The sequence below is a fragment of the Streptantibioticus silvisoli genome (assembly GCF_027947535.2).
In the GTDB taxonomy this organism is placed as follows: Bacteria; Actinomycetota; Actinomycetes; order Streptomycetales; family Streptomycetaceae; genus Streptantibioticus_C; species Streptantibioticus_C silvisoli.
Window position 1 is genome coordinate 51086 of record NZ_JAAGKO020000020.1, and the last position, 21936, is coordinate 73021.

Sequence of the window (21936 nt, forward strand, 5' to 3'; positions counted from 1 at the left end):
ATGCATGCCCGACGGCCGGACCGGAACGCCCCGGCGCCCCTGCTCGCGCCCGGCTCGGCGCTCGTTCTGTTCGACCTGGACGGGGTCCTTGTCGACACCCTTCCGGTGATGCGGTCCGCCTGGCAGGCGGTGCGCGCGGAGCACGGGGTCGACGTCGCGTTCGAGTCGTACGCCCAGCACTTGGGTCGTCCCTTCTCCGACATCATGGCGTCTCTCAGCGTTGAGCAGGTCGAGGAGGTAGCACACACCTACGGGGGTGTGTCGGTCCGCGACGCCCATCTCGCGCGGCCGTTCCCGGGTATCGAGGCTGCCTTGCGTGACATCACGGCCGACGGTCACCGGATCGGCGTGGTCACCTCGAAGCCACTGGAGCGGGCCGTGCCCTTGTTGGGGCGTCTCGGCTGTCCCTTCGCGGTTGTCCGCACACCGACACGCGAGCGGGGGAAGCCGGCGCCCGACACGTTGCTGGCGGCGCTCGTTGAGACGGGAAGCGACCCGGCGGACGCGCTCTACGTGGGTGACATGGCCGTCGACCAAGAGGCGGCCCGACGCGCCGACGTTCGCTACGTGCACGCGGGCTGGGGTTACGGCGAGCCGGCCGAGCCGAAGCCCGCCATCGTCCACGAGCCGGCCGAGTTGGTCCGACTTCTGCGTGTGTCTTCCTGTCCCGCGGCGACCGCGTGAATACGGCGGAGCAGGTCGACGAGCTGATGCTCGCCCTCGACGAGGGATGCGGCGACGTGGTGAGGACACCGGGCGGTGTCAGCTGGCTGCACACGCATCACGTCCCCGTGCGTCGGTTGCTGGCCCGCGTGGTCAAACGGCTGACGAGGGAAGTCCCAGGCCGCCGGGTGACGAACGACGAACTGGTCGTCGCGAGCTACGAGCCTTCGGTTGGCTACGTGACCTATCACCTCTCCGACGCGGGCGCCGCCTACCTCCTCGGCCGCTCGGAGGTAGGGGTGTGCGAGGAGTCGGACCTCCCTGTCCACGGAGAGGCCGACCAGTCCGTGCCGCCGATGGTCCCGGTCCCCGTCTGCGCGGTGTCCTGGTCCTCCCGCCACGCGGAGACGCTCATGCCGGTTCTGGCCGAGCTCGCCCGACGGGGAATCGCGAGCACGGTACTGGACCTCGCGATAGACGCCAGCCACGCCGTTCCCGCACCGTCGCACTTCGCGATCACGGTTCTGCAGATGTCGCGGGAGATGCTCAGCGTGGACGGCGGACCGCCCAACCGCATCCTGGGTGAAGTGGGCGGCAACCGTACCGTCCAGGTCGGCCAGCACACCATCTCCGTCGTCAGGCTGGCCGAAGTCGCCATGCGTGTCCTGCGGCGCAGCGCGGACCCCACCCAGCCGTCCTGGGCGGCGGCGGTCAGGATCGAGAAGTGGTTCGACCGCGTGCTTTCCCAGCTGGGTTCCTCGGTCCTGCTGTGCAGCAACGACACGAGCCCGCCCGGGGTCTTGGCGGTCGGCGCGGCCGAGCGTGCTGGCGCCGAGACGGTCTACGTCCAGCACGGAGCCTGGGTCGAGGGGCAGATCGCCTGGCGAGCGCAGCACTGCCGGCACATCGCCGTCATGGGAACGCGCGATGTGATCACCGCGCGCTCGTGGACTCGGCGAGCCGACGCCCGCGTCTACGTGGTTGGTCAGCCGCGCTTCGACGTTCTGGCCGATGTCGACCGGGCAGGCCAGCGCAGCTACCTGGGGAAGGTCCTGTCGGACCAGACAGGCGAGGTTCCGCCGAAGATCCTGGTGTGGGCCTGCCAGCCTTTCCGTGAGCAGAGGCTGCGGAGCCAGTTCGACGTCGTCGCGGAGGGTGTGCGGCAGGCGGGAAGTGAGTGGGGGCTCGTGATCGCCCCGCACCCCGCGCAAGGGGCTGGGGCGTTCGGCCCGTTGCTGAAGGCCGCCGACGGTCTCCCTGTTGCTCTGGCGGATCCGGGCATCGGGGCCCGCGGTTGCTTGGCCGGCGCGGACGCCTTGGTCTCTGCCTCTTCCACCTGCGGCATCGAGGCCGTCCTGCTGGACGTGCCCGTACTGGAACTCGTGCTGCCCGCGACACGCACTCTGGGTCTTGCCGATCAGCGAGCCGCACAGCGGTGTCCCACTGGCCCGGAGGTCGCCACCGCACTGCGGCGTATCGCTGAGGCGCCCGGTTCGGTCCGCCTGCCGGCCACGGCCAAACGAGCGATCTGCCATGAGGCTGGCCGCAGCGGAGCAGCCGTCGCCGACATCGTCTCCGAGGTGCTCTCGGAGGCCACCGCCACCCCACAGAAAGGCCCGAACCGATGATCACGTTGGCAGCGGATAGCGTCGCCGAACTCTTCGCCGGCGCCGTCGGTGTCGCTCGCAACGGCCAACTGGTCAGCCCTCGGGGGATGGCGACGCGCGAGGTGCTGGACGTCGGTATCCGGCTGACGAAGCCGCGTGCTCGTCTGCTCCTCGCTCCTCCCGCCCGCATCCCGAACGCGGCGTTCGCCGTCGCGGAGACGGTGTGGATCCTGTCCGGCTCGGACGATCCCTGGATCTACGACTTCAACGGGCAGCTGGCCCAGTACGCCGACGACGGGGTCCTGCGCGGTGCGTACGGACCGCGGCTGCGCCGCTGGGGCGGTTCCGTGGACCAGATACGGCGCGTCGTCGAGCTCCTCACGGCGGACCCGGACTCCCGGCGGGCCCTGATCCAGCTCTACGACCCCGCCCGGGACGCCGCAGGCCACCGGGACGTGCCGTGCACGCTCGGCTTCCAGTTCAACCTGCGCAACGGTCGCCTGGACATGGCCACCTCGATGCGCGGCCAGGACGTCTGGATCGGTCTGCCGTACGACCTGTTCTTCTACACCACGCTCCACGAACTCATGGCCGGATGGCTCGGAGCCGAGCTGGGCGACTACCGGCACCACGTCGGCTCACTCCACATCTACGAGCGCGACATGGAGGCCGCGGAGGCGGTCACGTCCTTCACCTCACTGCCGGAGATGCCCGAACTGACGACTGACTGGGACGGGTTCGACGATCGCCTTGCCCACGTCCAGGCCGGCGAGCCGACCGGTCACGCCGGATGGGACGCCATGGGCGCCACCCTGCAGAGCTACCGCCTGTGGAAGCAGGGGCAGCGGGACGAGGCCCGGCGTATCGCCGAGAGCATCACTGGTCCGCTCCACACGTCCATGGCCGCCTGGTACGCCAAGCTGTCCCCTCCTCCGCACGACGGATCGGCCGGTTCTGCCCACCGTTGTGGCGAGGTGACGCGGCTGTGAGGAGACCTCCGTCCGTGGTGCTGGGCCTGTGCGCCTTCACCCACGACTCCGCCGCCGCGCTGCTGGTGGACGGCAGGCTGGTCGGCTTCGTGGAGGAGGAGCGCCTCTCCGGCGTCAAACACACGAAGGCATACCCCGCCCTCGCTGTCGAGTGGCTGATGCGCGAGGCCGGCACCGAGCCCGCCGACATCGAGGTCGTTGCGTACAACTTCCGGGCCTCCGGCTATTTCGGCGCCGCCGCAGAAACGCCCCGATGGATGCTGTCCGCCGAGACCCGGGCGCGTGCGTGCCCGCGGGCTGCGGGATTCACCAAGGTCGGGGTGCGGACACTGCGACGGCTGCGGTCCCTCGGTCACCTGTTTCCCCGGGCCGCTGTCCACCCGGTGCTCCATCACCGGGCCCACCAACTCACGGCCTTCGCGGCATCGGGCTGGGACGAAGCAGCCGTCCTGGTCATCGACAGCCTCGGGGAGCGGCAGACCACCACCATCGGCCGAGGCCGTCTGCCCTCCACCGGCAAGCCAAGCGTGGACATGCTTCAAGCGCTGCGGGACCCCGCCTCGCTCGGTTACGCCTACGGAGCGGTCACCGAACACCTGGGCTGGCGGCGCGGCGACGAGGAGGGCACCGTCATGGCCCTCGCCGCCCTGGGTGACCCCGCACGGTTCCGCAGCCTGTTCGAGCAGGCGATCCGCATTACCAGCACAGGCTTCACTCTCGACCCCACGGTGTTCCCCCTGCGCGTGCTCAGCTCGGGCCATCCCCGCGTCTCGTCCCGTTTCACCGACCTGACGTGCCGACCGCGCGCCGCCGGGGAGCCAGCCGAAGCCGTTCACCAGGACCTCGCGGCAGCGCTCCAGGAGCGTACTGACGAGGTCATGCTGCACCTGGCCCGTCGTGCCCGGGATCTGACGGGCTCGCGACGGCTGTGCTTGGGCGGCGGTGTGGCCACCAACTGCGTCACCGTCGGTCGGATCATCGACGCGGGGCTCCTCGACGAGGTGTTTGTTCCGCCGGCACCTGGCGATGCCGGGACGGCCCTGGGCGCCGCGATGGCCGCTCACGGGGACCACGACGCTGTAGGGCCCCTCGCGGGGATCGCCGGAGCGTGCTACCTCGGCCCCGCCTTCCCGTCCGCGGCGCTCGACCTCAGCCGCTGGCCGACGCTGCGCGAACAGCAGCTCTCCGGGGACTGTGCCGGTTTCCTGGCGGACCAGCTCGCCGAGGGTGCCATCGTCGGCCTGTTCCAGGGGCGTGCCGAGGCCGGTCCGCGTGCTCTCGGTAACCGCTCGATCCTCGCCTCGCCGCTCCGGGCGGGTGTGGTGGAGCGGTTGAACGCCACGGTGAAGTTTCGTGAGCCGTTCCGGCCTTTCGCGCCGATGGTCAGCGCCGAGCGAGCGGACGACTTCTTCACCCTGGGCCAGCGGGCACCGTTCATGTCGATGGCGTCCGGCGTCACCGATGCGGCGCGGCAGCGGGTGCCGGCGGTCGTGCACGCCAACGGGACCGCCCGGCTCCAGACGGTCAGCCGCACCCAGAACCCGTTCGTCCACCGGGTGCTGGAGGAGTTCGGCCGTCGGACGGGGGTCCCGGTGCTGATCAACACCTCGCTCAACGTCAAGGGCCGGCCGATGTGCGGCACCCCTGACATGGCACTCGCCTGCCTCGCCGGCTCCGGCCTGGACGCTCTGCTGATCGAAGGGCGGTGGATCACCAAGTGAGGATCGGATACAGCTTCTGGGGCTTCCTCGGCCCGGGGATCACCGACACCCCCGACGGCGGTCGCAGCCACCGCCGCCCCCTGGTCGACGCCCTGCTCGCCCGCGGCCACGAAATCGTGTTCCTGCAAACGGACCGCGACCGTGTCGAGGCCGGCGACCACCTCGGCGGCGCGTACTCCTTCGACGCCCACGGCTTCCCGGACATCGACGTGCTGTTCCTCGAATGGCGGTGGCCGATCCAGGGGCGCAACACCACCCCGTGCGACAGCCCGGGGCACAGCTGCGACCTGCACCGCCAGGACGATCTGCTCCGGCACTACGCCCGACCGGACGGGACACCGACCCTCATCTGGGACAAGGACCGCCAACTGAGCCCGGAAGACCCCTGGCGCCACACCCTCGGGGTCCACGTGTGCGAGGCCGCCCTCACCCCCAGCCCCGGTGCCCACCGCCTCCTGTTCCCGGTCGACGACGCGCTGCTCGACGCCGCCGACCCGGTGCGGCTGGCCGAGCAGCCGCGGCCGATCAGCCTCGCCTACGTGGGCAACCAGTACGACCGGGACAACGCCTTCGACACGTTCTTCGCGCCGGCGGCCCGGCACGTTCCCCACCAGGTCGTCGGCAAGTGGCCCCGCACGTCGGCGTGGCCGCACGTCACGTTCCTGGAGCGTATTCCCTTCACCGAGGTGCACCGGCTCTACGGGCGGTCGCTCGCAACGCTCCTGCTGCTGCCCGAGCGGTACGCCGCGGCCGGGCAGATGACGCAGCGGATCTTCGAGGCAGCCCTGGCCGGATGCCTGCCGCTGGCCCCGGCGAGTATCACCGGCATCGAAGCGTTCGTCCCGCCCTCGCTCATCGTGTTCGACAGCGACGACGTGGCCCGTCGGATCACCATGCTGCGAGCCATCACCGGGAGCGCGGAGCACGCCGGCCTCATCGCCGCGTGCCTCCAGCATCTCGACCTCTTCAGGCTCAGCCGCCAGGTCGAGGCACTTGAGTCGCTGATGGCCGGGGCCGTTGACCGTATGGAAGGAGCAGCGCGGTGAGATCCTGCCTGCCCAGCCTGTCCATCCCCTCTACAGCGGAGCGCAATGCGGAAAGTCACCATCGTCGGCTGCGGCGGCAGCGGCAAATCTCACCTGGCCCGTCAGCTCGGAGCAGCGCTGGATGCCCCAGTGACGCACCTGGACGCGGTCTACTTCGACGACGAGTGGAACACGCTGCCGATGGAGAAGTTCGCCGCCGCCCAGCGCACCCTCGTGGCCGAGGCCCGATGGGTGATCGACGGGAACTACAACTCCACCCTGTCGATCCGGCTGGAAGCCTGCGACACCGTCGTGCTCATGGACGTGTCCACGCCCGCCGCGCTGTGGGGGATCGTCGCGCGGCAGCTCCGGCATGGCGCCGGCCACCAGGGCAACGGCGTCCACAACCGGATCACCTGGGGCGTCATCAAGTACGTGGCCACCTACCGGCGCAAGATGCGGCCCCGCGTGCTGGCGAAGATCGAGGAACTCGCCTCCCGGCACGCCGACGTGGTGCTGCTCAGCAGCCGCCGACAGACACGCCGCTGGCTGCGCGAGATCACGGCCGACCCCACGGGCTGACGGCCCCCGGCACCGGCGCGCCTTACTGTGCGGGGGCGAGCCGGTGAAGCGCTCCGACAACCCCTTCCTGTCCCCGTCCCTCGAGCAGCTGTACGGCGGCGCCGACCGCCTGGCCGCCCGCACGTCGGCGCTGGGGCGCGCGAAGGTCTCCGGGCCTCCGGTGCCCCTGACCATCGCGCGTCTGGCCGTCGCACACTCGGCCGCGGACGTTCCGCTGTCCAGGGTGGCGGACATCGGTTGCGGCCGGGGAACGAGCAGCCGTGTCCTCACCGAGCAGCTCGCCCCTCGCCGGCTGGTCGCCGTCGACGCCTCACGGGCGATGATCGCGGCGGCTCGGCGACGCGTGGGCGTCACGCCCGGCACCGTCACCGACTTCATCCAGGCCGACTTCCACAACCTCCCCCTGAGAGCCGGTACGTACGACCTGGTCAGCGCGGCCTTCTGCTTGTACCACTCGCCCCGTCCTGCGGAGGTGGTCGCGGAATTCGCACGTATCCTCGCTCGGCGAGGCGTCGCGATCCTGGTGACGAAGAGCGCGGACAGCTACCGCGAGCTGGACCACCTCGTGGCCGCCGCCGGGCTCGACCAGGACGCGCCCCGCCGGGGAAGCCTCTACGCGGCGGCGCACAGCGGCAACATCGCCACGGTGACGGCTGGCCCTCTCGACGTGCTGCTTGTCGAACATGAGGAACACCGTTTCCGGTTCACGGACCTGGTGCACGTGGCCCTCTATCTGGCGACCAACCCCAAATACCGGTTCCCGCCGGACCTGAAGGGTGATCCGGAGGCCATCGCTCAGGCGCTCCGGCGCGGCCGTCCCGACACCCCGGTGACCGCCACCTCGATCGTCACGTACGTCGTGGCCCGCCCCCGCGGGGGCCACCGATGACGCCGGCCTCGTACACCAAGCACTACACCAGTGCCGAACGCTGTCAGCAGGCCGTGCGCAACTACCTGTGGCTGACGCGCCACGCCACGCCGATACGCCTACCCGCCCTCCAGGCGATCGGCTTCAACAGCCTCGTCTTCGAATTCGTCGAGGGGCGGCACGTTGAGCCGTCGGACCTGCTCCGACTCGCTGCCCACCTGGGCGACGTACACGGAGCCACGTGGCTGAACACTCTGCACCGCGCCCGCCTCGACGCTGCCCACGTGCCGGGTCAGGGCCTGGAGCTCGCGGACTACTGCTCATCCCGGCGGAGAGCCCTGGCAGCACGGCACGCGGCCGGATTCCTCCCGACGGCCGCCGACCTCGACGCCGCCCAGGCGCTCCTGGCGCGGACGGCGAGCGGACCGGTCGCCTTCTACAAGGACGCCAACCCGCGCAACTTCCTCATCACGGCGGACAGCATCGTCACGATCGACGTCGACGACCTCACCCTCGCCCCCTTCGGCTACGACCTCGCGAAGCTGATCGTCACCCTGACGATGACCTACGGCCCCCTCCCCGCACGAACCGTGCGCGAGGCCCTCGACCAGTACAACCGAACCGCCGCAGGGCACCACGAAACCCTCGGCCGCACGGACATGGGGCACCTCACCGCCTGCATGCGCCTGCACGACATCCTCACCGCACCGTACGTCGGCCGGGGCGGCTACCAGCACAGGGCCTCGGACCCTCAGTTCACGGACGCGAGATGCGGGGACAGCGGGTGATCATCACAGAATTCGTCCTCGTACGGCACGGTCAAGCGCGGTGCAACGTCGAAGGCGTGGTCGGCGGCCCCCGGACCTGTACCGGGCTGACGGACCTCGGCCGTGCGCAGGTCCAGGCCGCCGCCGATCGCTTGGCGATCGAGCACGCGGTAGCGCCCTTCACCGCCCTCTATACCGGGCCGCGGCTGCGGCTCGTCGAGACCGGCGACATCCTGTCGGCGGCGCTCCGCCTGACGACCTCCGTGGCGGCGGGACTGGACGGCCCTGTCCACGGTGATGCCGACGGCAGGCCGTGGCACGAGGTGAAGACCGCCGCCGACGGTGGCCCGCACGCCCACCCCGACCAGCCCTGGGCTCGTGGCTCGGACACCTGGAACGGCTACTTGCAGCGGGCCGGCGGCTTCCTGCGGGACCTCATCAAGGAACACGAGGGAGGGCGCCTGGTGTTCGCCGCGCACGGCGAGACGATTCTCGCGCTGCACACGCTGCTCCTGGCCCTCCGGCCGGGGCTTCAAGCCGGATTCACGGTCGACCACGGCTCGATCACCCGGTGGCAGCACCACGTCAACCGGCTCGGTCAGCGCCGCTGGCTCCTCGACCGCCACAACGACACAGCGCATCTGGACAACCTCCCGAAGCGGGGGTGCGGGGGATGACCGCTTGCGACGATCCCCGCCTGCGACTGGCTCGAAGGGCGCTGGGAGAGATCGACGTCACCGACGAGCCCGGTCTTCCTCCTCGGTTACTGAAGGTCGTCGACCCGCGCGGTCACGCCTACGTCGTCAAGGAGCACCAGGACGCCGACCGCTTCGCCCAGGAGATACGCGCCTACACCACGCACCTCCGACACATGCGCGACATCACCGCCACGCTCGTGGCCCACGACGCCGAAAGCCGGACGCTGCTGCTTTCCCACCTCCCCGGCCGTGACTGCGACGGCATCAGCGTCTCGTCCGAAGACGCGGCACTCGTCCACCGTCGAGCCGGTGCCGCCCTACGCCGGCTTCACGACAGCTCCCCGGAGAACCGAACAAGCCCGGCCGGCCCCCGCCTCGCCGGGCGCATGCGCGAGTGGATCGCGCGGGCCGACCACGCCGGCATCCTCTCCCCGGACGACCACCGTCGGCTGCGCGCCCACGCGCTGCGCCTGTCCACCACCGCGATGGAAGGCACCATCTGCCACCTCGACTACCAGCCCCGCAACTGGCGCGTCCATTACGACGAGTTGTTCATCGTCGACTTCGAGCACACCCGCCCAGATGCCCGCGTCCGCGACTTCGCACGGCTCGAACACCGACACTGGACCGGACATCCGGCGTTGCGCAGCGCCTTCTTCGCCGGCTACGGCCAGGCGTTGTCCACCTCCGAACAGGACCTCCTGCACCTCTTCGGCGCCCTCGAAGCCGTCACAGCGCTCGTCCGCGGCCACGAGAACGGGGACACCGAACTGTTCACGCACGGCCGAGCGCTCCTGCGGCGCCTCGCCTGACCTTCGTCTCACCGACCTGGAGAACGCCATGACCGGAACGACCCAGCCCGTACCGCAGGCACCGCACATCCGGCGAGCCGTGGTCACCGGCTCGGCGGGATTCATCGGCTCCCACCTCGCGCACGCCCTGCTGCGGGAAGGTACCACCGTCATCGGAGTCGACCGCCGCCACGAGACCAGCGACCAGTCCGCCGCCGCGAACCTGGCACCGCTCATCGGGCAGCCCGGCTTCATCGCGGTGACGGCCGACCTGCTGAACTGCGCGCTGGAACCCGTGCTGCTCGACGCGGACGTGGTCTTCCACCTCGCGGGCATGCCGGGCGTACGCCCCTCTTGGGGAACCCAGTTCGGCGCCTACGTGCAGTGCAACATCCTCGCCGCCCAGCGCGTCATGGACGCCGCGACCCGGCTCGGCGTCCCGCGCGTCGTGGTCGCTTCCTCCTCCAGCGTCTACGGCCCCACGACCTCCCAGGCAAGCCTGGAAACGGATCACCCGCACCCGGCGTCACCGTACGCGGTCACCAAGCTCGCCGAGGAGCAACTCTGCCTGGCGCACGCCGGCCGTCCGGACTGCCGCACCGGCGTCGCGGCACTTCGGTACTTCACCGTCTACGGGCCACGTCAACGGGCGGACATGTTCATCCAGCGCGCGCTGTCCGCGGCTCTCACCGGCACCACACTCCGCGTCTACGGCGACGGCCGCCAAAGGCGCGACTTCACCTACATCGACGACACCGTGGCCGCCACCCTGGCCGCGGCCACCGCGTCGAACGACACCGGCGTCGTCAACGTCGGCGGCGGAACGAACGCCTCGCTCACCGAGGTGATCCAACTCGCCGAACAGCTGACCGGCCGCACCGTCCCGGTCGAGTACTTCACCACCCGCAACGGAGACGTCCCGCTGACCCGGGCCGACGGCTCCCGGGCCCTCACCCACCTCGGCTGGAAGCCCAAGGTGGATCTGACGTCCGGCATGGCCGCGCAGTTGCAGCACCTCATCCGGAGCACGGCACGGCAGGCCGCCTGAACGGCGCCGTCCGCGTGTTCATGCGAACCGCACCACCATCAGCTTTCCGGCGGCCTGATCGATCGGAGCAGCACCATGCCCACAACGATGCGAAACACCTCCGGACCGAACCACGTCGCGGTGATCCCCTGCCGCTGGGGTTCCTCCAGATTTCCGGGGAAGCCCCTCGCGCTCCTCGACGGACACCCCTTGTTGTGGCACGTGCACCAGCGTTGTCTCGAAGCCGACAGGATCACGGAGGCCGTCGTGGCCACCGACGACGACCGCATCCGCGCAGCCTGCGAGGACCTGGGCATCCGCTGCCTGATGACTGGTGAACACGCCACCGGAACGGACCGCGTGGCCGAGTGCGCCCGCCACCTGGATGCCGACGCGATCATCAACGTCCAGGGCGACGAACCGTTTATCGACCCCGACGCCATCGACGCGGTGTCCCTCGCCCTGGCCGAATCACCTGCCGACGCGCTCGTCGTCGTCAACGCCTGCGCGGAGTTGCGATCGCCGGCAGCCGCCATCGACCACAACGTCGTCAAGGCGGTCACCGCCACGTCCGGCAACGCCCTGCTGTTCTCCCGGCAGCCCATCCCCTATCCCCGCGACGCCCATCCGACGTACCTCCGGCAACTCGGCCTCTACGGCTTCACCCCGGAAGCCCTGCGAACGTTCAGCTCTCTACCGCAAGGCCCGCTGGAGCAAGCCGAAGGCATCGAAATGCTGCGCTTCATCGAGCACGGCCACCAGGTCCGCACGGTGCTCGTCGCCGACGACGGCATGGCCGTGGATACCCCTGAAGACCTTCGGCGAGCGAGCCGGTTGGAAAAGGAGCGGCGTTCGGCCGCACTGCTTCCGTGAAGTACTCTGCCCTACATGTCGGTTGACCTCGGTCGGCTCGTCCACAGTGCGCCCGGCCCGGTGCGGGTGGGGACGCGCAGCACATGCCGCCGGCCCCAACCCAGCACCGCCGCCTGACGGCCGTTTCGCACTGCGCGACGTCAGGACACTCGACAGACAGTGCTCCGTGTGCGGCCGACGGACGCGGCCTCTGCCTCCGCGACGAACAGCCGGAGGACCGCGACAGCCATGGCGTCCTGCTGAGCTCATCGTCGCAGAAGAAGTTCACCCATCGTCGTCTTCCCTCTCGGGCTCCGTGGCCAGCCCGGCGGCGTCCATCAGATCCGGGTCCAGGTCGTCCCCCGTCATGCTCCACTGCCCCAGCTCTTCAGTGGACTCCACCATCTCCCCTCCTGGACTCACATCACTCTCTGCGAGCATCGGCAAGACGTACGCCTGGGCCAGTCCCGCCAGGTGAAGGGGGAGCGGCAGGGACAGCGCCGCGGCATAGTCCGGTGCCTGGCGCAGCTGGTGTACGGCGAGAGCCAGTGCCTCAGGCTCGTCGGGCTTGCCCAGTGTGGGGGCGGCCGGGTCGTCCTCCACGTGACAGCCAAGAACCGCGATCTCGACCAAGGTCGGGTTCCAGGCGTTGGTACCTGCCTGTGAGGTGAGGTTGCCCGCGGCGTTGACTCGGGTGGCCAGGCGGTCGAGGGCGGGCGAGACCGCATGGGTACCGGGGCGTTCCGTGGTGCTGTAGAAGATCCGGTCACGTGAGGGGGCCTCACCCTGCGGCGGGACGGTCTGGGCCCAGAAGCCAGCCGGCTGTCCGTGCGGCTTACCGGGTTCCGCCAGGCCCCACCACTGCGCGGTCTCCCGTCCGCCACACCCGCGGACGCGCACAAGGCGGAGTTCGTCGTCGAGCCGGCCCTCGGGGGCGTGGCCCGTCTGGATCAAGTCCCGCTCGGTCCGGCCGTCCTGCAGCCACGGCCAGTGCAGCCTGCTGTTCTGCGCGTGGGTGATCAGCGCGGTGGGCTGACCGCGCAGGGAGTGCAGTACGCGCTGCAGGAACGCCGAGGTCTCCCTGCGCTGCTGGGCGAGGTTGGTACGCCACTGCTTGCCGGTCACTCGCGGTGTCTTGGAGCGCGGGGCACCGTCCTGTAGGTCGGGCTCCGCGCATGCCTCAGGGTCGATCTCGGCCTGCTTCACCAGGCCGAGGAGAAAGCGCGGATACGGCACCCACTCCCCCGCGGCATCGTCCCAGCCTCGCACGGCCGCCAGTCCCGCCGCGTCCGGCAGCGGGCTGGCCAAGACGGCCACCGGCAGGTGCTTGGGCAGCCGGGTCGGGCCGTCCTTGCGGCGCTTCACCATCCAGACGGCGGCGTACTGAAGTCCGTCGGGCAGGTCGTCCCCGAGCGTGTGCTGCGGCAGTACACGGACACCGAGCTGGCGCAGTCCGTCGAGCCAGGAGCTGTGGGTGCGATGCTCGGTGCTGTCCGCGTTGTCGATCTGCCGGTCGGTGGACGGGGTCACGACGAACTGGGTCAGTACCCCTGCGTCGGCACACCCCAGGCGGACGGCGAACTTGGGGTCGGTCGCCGACGGGCGGAACGTGCTGCGGTGGGCGATCTCCACCAAGGCTAGTTCAGGGTGACCGGGGTCCGCGCCATCCGCGCACAGCCATGAGCGCAGGGCACGGCGGCGATCGCCGATGGCGGTCGCGATGGCCGCGCCCTTGGCGTTGACGGCCGGGTCGGGCACCAGCCGGTCTCCGAGTCCGTTGGCCAGGGGCAGGCACCGCAGTCGTAGGGTGAGTTCCTCCGTCCGCCACTCGAGGACGACCGGTGCTCCGGGCCTGGCTTCGTCGAAATCCCGGTCCGTGATCGCGGCGGCAGAGGCACCGCCGTCACCGTCCAGGCCCAGGGCGTGTGCGAATTGGGCCACTGCTTCCTTCCGCACCTCCGGTGACTGCCACAGCAACCGGACCTCCACCAGCGGCGGGCCGCTGTGGCGCGGTTGCTGGCCGGCGATCCGCAGCTGCGCCGCGAGGTTCGCCCTGCGCGCCTGGGTTTCGCGCAGCAGCTCGGTCTTCTTGGCGTCGTCGGTCCTGGGTTTAGGCCGCCGGTTGTCCGGTGCGCCGATGCCCTTGCCGCGTCCCCGCGTCAGATCGGGTACCCGCACCACCGTCTCGGGAAGAGCCTGTTCGGCCCACTCGGTCAGTTGGGCACGCTGGTTGGGCATGAAGCCGGTACCGATGTCGTGTCTCCCCATCCTCGTGCTGTGGACGACGGCGGCGCGCACGCCGCGGCCTTCACCGATCCAGGAGCCCGGTTCGGCGAGAAGCTGCTCGGGGTTGGGGAAGTTGCCCGCGAGGCTGAGTCCGCGCAGGATGCCGGCGGTGTCGTTCTCCGACCAGGCGAAGGTGTCGGCTGCCCGGTCCCGGCGCAGTCGGGCGAGTGCGTAGCGCTCGGTGGCCGGCGCTCCGGGCAGCCACGGGATGGTGGGCCGCAAGTAGACCGTGGTGGACTCCCGGTAGGACAAGTTGAGGCGTTTGGTGGCGGTCCGCGGGTGCGTCGCCCATCGGCGTACGCCCCAGTGCAGATGGAGACGCGGCCTGGTGTCGAACGGCGTGGTGTGCAGGGAGATGTTGAGTACGACGGAGAACCACCACTCCTTGCGCTTGACCGTTCGGCACAGGGGCTGCGACATGAGTTCGGCGCCCTGGTCGCGAGGCCCACGAGGTACAGCTCGGAAGCGCAGCTCGCCGCCTTCGAAGCGGTAGGGATCGAGGCACAGGATGCGACGGGCCAACGCGTCGGTGGCGAGCTGGAACTGCCGGGATTCGGGGGCGGCGGTACCGCCGGCGGCGACGGGGGCGGTGAGCAGTTCGACGCCGGTGACCGGCTGCCACTCGGGCAGGTTCCGCTTGAGGTCGGCGCTGCTCGCGAGCAGCAGCGAGCGAAACCCCGGATCCTGCCCCGCGCCCTTGGGACCGAGTGTGCGCAGCCAGGCGTCCAGGAGCTGCCGCATGGAGCGGTCCGGGAGGGGATCGGTCGCCGAGGCGGGGACGTACATCCAGAAGTCCTCGGCGATCCGATGGCTCTGCTCAGGCCTCGGCTCGACGGGGATACGAGGACGGGGGCGGACGATCACGTCGGGGGCGAGGGTCTGCAGTACGCCGTCGAGCCGGCGAGTGGGCAGAGTCAGCTGCCGTTTCTCCTCGTCGCGCCCGTGATTGTGCAGTTCGAGGAGTTCCGCGTGCCAGTGTTCGGGGAAGGCGAGTGCGCGGAAGTCCTCGGTCCAGGGCTCGCCGCCCTTGGCGAGGTGGTACGCGGATCGGCGGATGTGCTGGTACATGTCCGTTCTCCATACGTTCTCGTACGTGGTCGGTCGCGCGCCGTGTCTTCGGCGGCCCTGGAAGCGGCGGGGCTCGATGTGTCAGTCGGCGCGCCGGGGTCCGGGCGAAGCGCCCAGGTCGCACAGCGCTTCGTAAAGCGGCTGGTAGAGCAACGTGACGAGTTCGATGTCGGCGGGGTTGGGCCCATCGGACGCGTTCTCGATGCCGGTGACGTTGAAGTAAGGGGCGAGAACGTCCCGCAGGCGTACCAGCAGTCCCGGATCGCTGGTACGGGACCGCCTGCTCTTGTCGGCGACGGGTGCCTGCGCCGCGGCCAGTCGGGGTGCGAAGGCCGCGTCGACAAACACGACGCGGGCCGGTACACCACCGCGGACGAGGCGGCCGATGACCTGCCAGATGGTGACAAGCTGGTCCCAGACGAAGGACTCCTTCTCGTCGTCGGAGAGCGAGGAGTAGATGTAGGGGCGGGACAACACGTGCCGCCAGACACGACGGGCGACGGTCCGAAAGGTGCCGCCCGCCGCGTCAAGACCACCGGCTTCCGTCACCAGATCGCCGAACGTCACGTCCCGGCTTTTCAGTTGCCCGCGCACGAACCGGCTCGCCCAGTCGTTGATGGCGAACACCGCCAGGGACAGGTCATCGGGACGAGGGTGGGGACGGACCAGGAAGAACACCGTCCCGAACGCCGCCACCCTCTCCTCACCGGGACGCTGGGGGGTGGTGAGAATGTTGTGCCCTCGTTCGACGGCGAGCAGAGGCGCGACGAGCAGTTCGGCGTCCGGGTCCTCGGCGAAGGCGGCGAGGTCTCCACGCCGCACCGCCCCGGTGCTCCGTGTCCGGCTTCCCGCCGGCGCCGTGCCGTCGACCGCAGCTTCCAGTTCCGCGTCGTCGGCGGCCAGCACGCGTACTCGGCCGCGCCAGCGCGGGATCTCGTCCAGGGCCATGGCGGCCACATTGGCCTCCGCGTAGCTGCCCACCAGAAGCAGCGCGCGCCTGCGGCGCTGATCGGGGATCTGAGCTAGTTCGCTCTGTAGCGGGGAGGTTGTTCCGTCTCTGCGGGGACGGGCCAGACGGTCGATCATCAGGCGCAGGACGTCCTCTCGTTTGTCGGGGTCCTGCCCGGAGAGGCGGATCGGCTGCCCGGCCGCGTCGTAGAGGAACTCGGTGCGGAACACGGTCTCCCGGATCGACCGCAGCGCCTTGCTGTGTGGTTTGAGGACCGCCCGGACGGGAGCGAGGACATGCGCGCGGGTGGACGTGCCGGCCCAGCTGGTGCCCGACATCAGCAGGACGTGAGGGCCTGCTTCCTCCCGGCCGGGATCGGCGCCGAGCTGGGGTAGGCCCAGGAGCAACTCGCGGCCCACGCCCGCGCAGCGGAAGAAGCGCAGGGTTCCGGTGCGGCGACCGTCCTTGTCGCGGGCGGCGGCCCGTTCGTCGATCAGGTACTGGAAGCCGAGGACGTTGCCCATGGGTGCTTCGGGCAGGAGCGGCGCATAGTCGAGGGGCGGCCGGCGGGTCAGTTCGTGGCTCGCCGCGTCGAGGCGCAGCGCCGCCTCCACTTGGGGCCACAGGAACGTCACTCGGTCCAAGCGCTGGTGCAGGGCGGCGAGCACGAGAGTGAATTCCAGCCGACGCGCGTTCAGTTCGCGCCACTCCTCGGTGAGGGGTACGTCCTCGCGTGCCGTCTCCTTGCCATCTCGGGAAGCGGATGGCGGGCGCTGCTGCGGATCCGGCGCTCCGATGAGCAGAGAGTCGAGGAGCGCGCGGACCCGGCTGCGTGTCCGCTTCTCGTCGAGGGTATGCAGAACGTCGTGGGCAAGGGCGGTGAGCTCGTCGGCGGGCGTCAGATAAGGACCCCGCCCGCCGAGCGGATCGTCCCGGAAGGTGTCGAAGAACCCGGTGATCTCGCTGCGACGGTGCGCCCAAGGTGCCTCCGGCTCAGGGAGCTTGCGCTCTCCCGGCGCATCCCCGCCGTCCCCCTCGTCCTCGTCCTCATCCTCATACAGCGCGTTCTCGTCCTCGACGTCCACCGCCTCCGTGCCGTCCGGAGGCCACACGGACCGGCGGGGCGTCAGCGGATACCAGGCGTTCAGCAGCTTCTCCTGAAGGGTCCATGCGCTGAAGTAGTCGATTTGCGCCCAGTTCCGCAGTCCTTCATCGTCGATGAGCATGGCGTACAGCCTGTCCGCCGCGGAGCCGACGATGTCCAAGGCGGCCGACCAACGCTCCACGTCCTGGTCGGAGAGCTGCAGTCGTCCCTGCCGGGCGAGTTCGGCGATCTCGTGGGTCTGCAACTGGTCGAGCCAGGATTCGGAGACACCGGTGGTGACGAGGGTGGCCGACGGCGCGAACATCTGGTCCAGCTGCATCTGTACGCGGTCGGCCTCATCGACGACCACGATGTCGCTGCGAAGGCACGCCAGTTCCAGGTAGCGCAGGCGTTCGGCGTTGAGCTGGCGCGGAACGGCCGTCTGGACAAGGCTGGCGGGGTTCGCCACCCAGATCAGCGCGTCCACGAGGTCGCGCGTGGCAGAGTGCCGAGGGCAAGCGCTCCACAGCGGGCAGGCATGCGGGGTGCCCCACTCCTCCTCATCGTCGCTGTCGTCCTCGTGGGCATGCCGCCCGGCGGCGCCACGGGCACGTTCGAGTTCGCGTAGGGCATGTTCGGTCGCCATCTCCTCAGCGGCCCTGTCCCGGCGCACAGGATGCAGGCCGCCGCACGGTGCGTCGTTGTAGCGCAGCGGCTCTGATGTGTCGAGTGCGCGCAGCGCGTCCAGCGGGCAAGCGGTGCTGAGATGCCGGAAGCTCGCATCGGTGTGGGCAAGGAGCGAGTGCGCTCCTCGCGCGGCGAGCCTGCGGTGCAGCCGCTGGGTGTGCTGAGGCCGTGTGGTGCCGCCCTGGATCAGGGCAGCACTCAGGCCAAGTCCGCGGAACAGCTCGGTCAGGGTGAGCTGTTCGGCCACGTCACCTACGACGAGTGTGGTGCGCAGGCCGTTGTGGTGCGCCCAGACGGCGAGCAGGGTCATCAGGGTCGACTTGCCGGCGCCGACCATTCCGACGAGGTGGGTGAGCTGGTCAAGCGGCAGCGCGGACGCCGACGCGAAGGCGGTCCCGTCCGGGGTGCGGGTGTCGAGGTCGAGGTCGTCGAGGCGCTGGGCCCAGTTGCCCGTCTTTCGGCCGCGACGCCGTTCCTCCTCGTCCATCCACCGTGCCACATCGGCGAGTTCGTCGAGCGGTACGTCCAGGGGGCCCGCGGTGGCCGGGCGTTCGGTGGTGAGGGGGTGGCCCGGGAGGGGGTCTCGTACGAGGTCGGCCGGGATGGTGACGGAGGTGCGCCGGTGGCGGCGGTCCATGAAGCGGTGCTCGCCCGCCTCCGCCTGCTCCATCGGTTTGACGGTGAAGGCTGGCAGGTCCGCGAGCGCTTCGTCGTACGCGGCAAAGCGGTCGGCGGCGACCATGAGGGGAAGCCGGTACGCCGGTTTCCCCTCCGCCGGGACACGGTACGCGCGCAGCCGTTCCGGCAGTTGCAGGTAGGCGTCCAGAGACTGCCGCCACATCCGGCCGCGGCGCATGGGCCAGAGCAGGTGCCGGGCCGCGGCCAGCGCGACCTGTTCCGCGGCGCCGATGGACAGTTTCGCGGCGCGTGCGAAAGCCAGGCCGTAGCCGCCCAGGAGCGTCCACGCTCCGTCGGCGGCGTGGCCGGGCGCCACGATCTCCATCAGTCGCAGGCCGAGTTCGACTTGGCACAGCAGGGCGGGCCGGGTCCTGGCGTGCTCTTCGGGCCAGGGGCCCAACGCGGCTATGACCGGCTGGTACCAGCTGCTGCGGTCACGCATCGTCCACTCCGTCCTGCCCGGCGTCCCTGGCCGGCGTCATGTCGTCCGCGGGGCGATTCGCGGTGGCTCGCCGACCGGGTCCCGACGGTTCCTCCGCTCCGGTGGGAAGCGGGCCGATGAAGGCGTCCGGCCCGCGGTCACCTGACAACCGCAGCCGTGCGGCCCGCACCAGCTGCCTGTCCGTCAGCAGCCGCAGTCCGCCCGCCTGAGCGCCCCGCTCCCTGACATAGCTGTCGAGGTAGTCGCGGCGTGCGCGGACCCTGAATTCCGGAACGACCCAACAGGCCTCGTCATAGGGAGGTTCGGCGCGCACCGCGGTCGCGCTGCGGCCGAGAAAGGCGGGGTGGGCCCAGTCCTTGACGTCCACGGCCCAAACATGGCCGTCGGGGAACGTGACGCGCACGTCGTACGAGTCGAAGTTGGGCCACATCTCGACGGTGAGCCCCAGCGCCCGCAGCTCACCCTCCAGGTCGGTCTCCGCCTGTCCGGGCCCGGTGACGAACAACCGCAGCGGTTTGCGCAGTTGGCGCAGCTCTCCGACCTCTGCCGCCACCAGTTCCCGGCCGTGCGGCGCGGGACCCCGGTGCCGGCATTGATCCCGCTCGCACCACCACTCGGTGTCGGACACCGGGTGCAGCAGGGTCAGGCAGCGGTGGCAGCACAGATACAAGCCGTCCCGCCGGAACCCGGCGGGGACAGGCGCGTAGATCTCCTCGACGAGGAACCGGACCGGGTCGAGGAAGAGGTCGCAGCTGATCTCGGCCCAGTCGTCCTCGGTTAGCACGGGTTGGGTGACCAGGAGGCGGCGGAAAGCCGTGTACGACTCGGGCGACGACATCGCGCGGCAGGCCCGTAGGGCTCCGTGGATGACCAGGCGGTCGTACTGTCGCCCGGTGCTGTCGCCGTATCCGCCTACGGCGAGTTCGTGGCAGAGCTGTGCGGGTTCCCCCGAGCCCTCGTCGATCAGCCGGTCCGCGGCGTCGAACAGGTCGGGGGGCAGCCGGTCGAGGGGCCAGCTGCTGAGGGGCCGGGCGCGGGCCCAGCGCATCATCTCGGGTACGCCGACCGGGGGCGTGGCCCCGTTGCGCAGGCACTGGAGGACCAGGGCGTCCAGGGCGCGCTGCGCACTGGGCGGGTAGGGCAGGGTGAAGGCGTCGAGGTCCCCGACGGCCGCCAGATGCAGGACGGCGGTGGCCACGTCCCGCAGCAGGACGACGTCCGGGTTGAACAGCCAGTCCGGGACGAGCTGTTGGTCAGTCATCGGACGGGGTACCTCCTCGCGACAGCAGCGGGGCGCTCGGTTTCGGGTTGTCGGCGTGCGTGGGCTCGTTGGGTCCGTGCGGCAGCGGATGGTCGGTGACGTAGGCGGTGCCGGGCCGGCACCAGGTCCGTGCCTGGCAGCCGTGGCAGTGGCGCCCTGTCCTCGGTTCGTACGTGGTGTCGTCCAGGAGCGGCTGGGCGAGGCCGGCTATGACGCCCCGGGCTTCGTCGACGATCTCGGCACGGCCGGGATCGACGCGTTCGAGCCTGCTCTCTCCGTGGCCCTCGCGCAGATGCTCCAGTTCGACCCAGGAACGGCGCGGATCGTCGCCCAGCACCCTCGCGTGGAACAGCAGGACCCCGAGGGCCAGTTGCGGGTACGTGCGCAGCAGCGGCTCCCGCTCCCACAGCGGACGGGCGGAGGTCTTGGTCTCGCGCCAGATCCACCGGCCGCGATGGGTGTACACCAGGTCGGGTACGGCGAGGACGACGACATCAAGTTCCGGCACGTAGGCCGTCACACGGTGCTGTACGAGTACACGCTCGTCGGCGCCGAGTCCGTTGAGCGGGCACAGCAGCCGGTGCTCGGCCAGCATTGCGGAGGCCTCACGCGCGGACGCGTCGTCCAGACCGATCCCGAAGCCTGGCGTGGCCGGGTCGGGGGCCGCGCGGTCCCGGCAGCCGCGCACCGGCTGTTCGCCGTGTCGTGCGTCCAGCCAGGAGTCGACGGCCCTGCCTCGCCGCGCTCCTTCGTTCTCGGTGGACAGATCGTTGAGATGCAGGCGCCGCACCAGGTGGTACTGGGCGGGGCATTCGGCGTACAGGCGCAGATCCCATGCGGAGACGGAGCGGCGCTTGCGTGCGACGGACGGGGGTCGCCCTCCCCACAGGCTCGGGGCGCGTTTCAGGTCCGTACAGCCGGCGATGGCCTTGCAGTCGACGCAGCTCTCGCCGGGATGAGTGCCGGTCGCGGTCGCGACGGCGACGAACGCCGGTACGGCGTCGCCCTCGAACCGCTTCCTTGCCTCGCCGGGCCCTTCGCCGAACCGTGGTGCCACGCCGAGCAGCGGTTCCACCGAACCATCGGCGCATCCCACGTCGAAGACGCGCACTAGGGCAGGGGGAAGGGTGGTGTTGGTCGCCTCGGCAGGGGGTTCGTCCCGCGCCCTGCGTCGGGGCGTGGGCGCCCCGTACGCCATCACCTGTGCCATGGCCCCGATTTCGGCCTCGGGACGACTGCTCTTGGCCCGGCCCAGCGAGGGCAGCCACAGGTCGCGCACGGTCCCGTCGGCGGAGGCGTACATGCGGCCCCACACGGTGTGCTCGTACTGCCGGGCGCCGCGCGGGCCGGGTGCGTCCGTGCGGCGTGTGCGCCAAGTCCACGGGTGCTTGACCGCCGCGGTCGGCGGCAGGCCCGACTTCTCTGCGGCGGACTGCTCCCGGGCACGGGCCGCGACGTACCGCTCCAGAGCGTGGGCGGTCCACGCGAGGTGTACGGGGTGGACCGGCGCGCCCCGGCCACGGAACGGCCCGCGAGTGCCGCGCAGTTCCGTACGCACTCGCTCGACGGACCAGCCATGGTGCTCCACGAGGTCGAGCGCCGTGAAGAGGGGGCCGAACCCGAACTCCTCGTACGGCGTGGACAGGAACGGCACGGCCGGTCCGGCCACGAGCTGGGGCCGCATCGCGATACGGCGGTGCGTGGGGCAGGCCGCGGCGTCGGGCCGGGCCATCCGGGGACTCGCTCTGATCAGCCAGTCGTCTCCGGCGACGCCCGGTGGATTCTGCATGGTGACCCCCGTGGAGGGCGGCATGGGCAGGAGGACGTCCAGGACCGTCGAGCTCCGCACGTCGCCGTACGAAGTCCCAGACACGACTTCAGCATGGCACAC

At 70.4% G+C, this 21936-nt stretch carries 16 protein-coding genes; 12 read left to right on the plus strand and 4 right to left on the minus strand.

Annotated features, from left to right (window positions below; genetic code table 11):
* The 12 genes from POF43_RS15450 (at position 1) to POF43_RS15505 (ending at position 11611) form a co-directional block, all read left to right on the plus strand.
* The gene (locus tag POF43_RS15450; RefSeq protein ID WP_271321936.1) at positions 1-684 is read left to right on the plus strand and encodes an HAD family hydrolase; all 684 of its coding nucleotides are present in this window, start codon (positions 1-3) and stop codon (positions 682-684) included.
* Positions 681-2291: a CDP-glycerol glycerophosphotransferase family protein gene (locus POF43_RS15455; RefSeq protein WP_271321923.1), complete on the plus strand. Its 1611-nt coding sequence runs from the start codon at positions 681-683 to the stop codon at positions 2289-2291. Before POF43_RS15450 ends, POF43_RS15455 begins: the two co-directional genes overlap by 4 nt.
* Positions 2288-3259 (plus strand): thymidylate synthase, encoded by a 972-nt coding sequence (locus POF43_RS15460; protein ID WP_271321924.1) that lies wholly within the window; start codon positions 2288-2290, stop codon positions 3257-3259. Before POF43_RS15455 ends, POF43_RS15460 begins: the two co-directional genes overlap by 4 nt.
* Complete coding sequence (locus POF43_RS15465; protein WP_271321925.1) at positions 3256-4980, plus strand: carbamoyltransferase family protein; 1725 nt, start codon at positions 3256-3258, stop codon at positions 4978-4980. The genes POF43_RS15460 and POF43_RS15465 overlap by 4 nt, the downstream gene beginning before the upstream one ends.
* Entirely contained in the window at positions 4977-6026 is a 1050-nt protein-coding gene (locus tag POF43_RS15470; RefSeq protein ID WP_271321926.1) for a glycosyltransferase family protein, read from the plus strand. Before POF43_RS15465 ends, POF43_RS15470 begins: the two co-directional genes overlap by 4 nt.
* Before the next feature lie 45 nt (positions 6027-6071).
* On the plus strand, positions 6072-6587 hold the full coding sequence (locus POF43_RS15475; protein ID WP_271321927.1) for a P-loop NTPase family protein: 516 nt from the start codon (positions 6072-6074) through the stop codon (positions 6585-6587).
* Positions 6588-6630: 43 nt separating this feature from the next.
* Positions 6631-7476 carry a class I SAM-dependent methyltransferase gene (locus tag POF43_RS15480; RefSeq protein ID WP_271321928.1) on the plus strand — a complete coding sequence of 282 codons (846 nt, stop codon included), beginning with the start codon at positions 6631-6633 and terminating at the stop codon, positions 7474-7476.
* Entirely contained in the window at positions 7473-8243 is a 771-nt protein-coding gene (locus POF43_RS15485) for a phosphotransferase (RefSeq protein ID WP_271321929.1), read from the plus strand. The genes POF43_RS15480 and POF43_RS15485 overlap by 4 nt, the downstream gene beginning before the upstream one ends.
* Positions 8225-8899, plus strand: a complete 675-nt coding sequence (locus POF43_RS15490; RefSeq protein WP_271321930.1) for a histidine phosphatase family protein — start codon at positions 8225-8227, stop codon at positions 8897-8899. Before POF43_RS15485 ends, POF43_RS15490 begins: the two co-directional genes overlap by 19 nt.
* Positions 8896-9732 carry a phosphotransferase gene (locus POF43_RS15495; protein ID WP_271321931.1) on the plus strand — a complete coding sequence of 279 codons (837 nt, stop codon included), beginning with the start codon at positions 8896-8898 and terminating at the stop codon, positions 9730-9732. The genes POF43_RS15490 and POF43_RS15495 overlap by 4 nt, the downstream gene beginning before the upstream one ends.
* Before the next feature lie 28 nt (positions 9733-9760).
* Positions 9761-10759, plus strand: coding sequence for an NAD-dependent epimerase/dehydratase family protein (locus POF43_RS15500; RefSeq protein WP_271321932.1), 999 nt, complete (start codon positions 9761-9763; stop codon positions 10757-10759).
* Between the two features lie 87 nt (positions 10760-10846).
* A complete protein-coding gene (locus tag POF43_RS15505) occupies positions 10847-11611 on the plus strand; it encodes a 3-deoxy-manno-octulosonate cytidylyltransferase (protein ID WP_271321937.1) in 765 nt (254 codons plus the stop codon).
* Positions 11612-11875: 264 nt separating this feature from the next.
* Here the strand turns inward: POF43_RS15505 and POF43_RS15510 are convergent, their stop codons facing one another.
* The 4 genes from POF43_RS15510 to POF43_RS15525 form a co-directional block, all read right to left on the minus strand.
* Positions 11876-14944 carry a pPIWI_RE module domain-containing protein gene (locus tag POF43_RS15510; protein WP_271321933.1) on the minus strand — a complete coding sequence of 1023 codons (3069 nt, stop codon included), beginning with the start codon at positions 14942-14944 and terminating at the stop codon, positions 11876-11878.
* 81 nt (positions 14945-15025) lie between these two features.
* Positions 15026-18784, minus strand: coding sequence for a pPIWI_RE_Z domain-containing protein (locus tag POF43_RS15515; RefSeq protein ID WP_282704603.1), 3759 nt, complete (start codon positions 18782-18784; stop codon positions 15026-15028).
* Positions 18777-20045 (minus strand): pPIWI_RE_Y domain-containing protein, encoded by a 1269-nt coding sequence (locus tag POF43_RS15520; RefSeq protein ID WP_271323125.1) that lies wholly within the window; start codon positions 20043-20045, stop codon positions 18777-18779. Before POF43_RS15520 ends, POF43_RS15515 begins: the two co-directional genes overlap by 8 nt.
* The gene (locus POF43_RS15525; RefSeq protein ID WP_271323126.1) at positions 20038-21918 is read right to left on the minus strand and encodes a PD-(D/E)XK nuclease family protein; all 1881 of its coding nucleotides are present in this window, start codon (positions 21916-21918) and stop codon (positions 20038-20040) included. The genes POF43_RS15520 and POF43_RS15525 overlap by 8 nt, the downstream gene beginning before the upstream one ends.
* Positions 21919-21936: the final 18 nt, after the last annotated feature.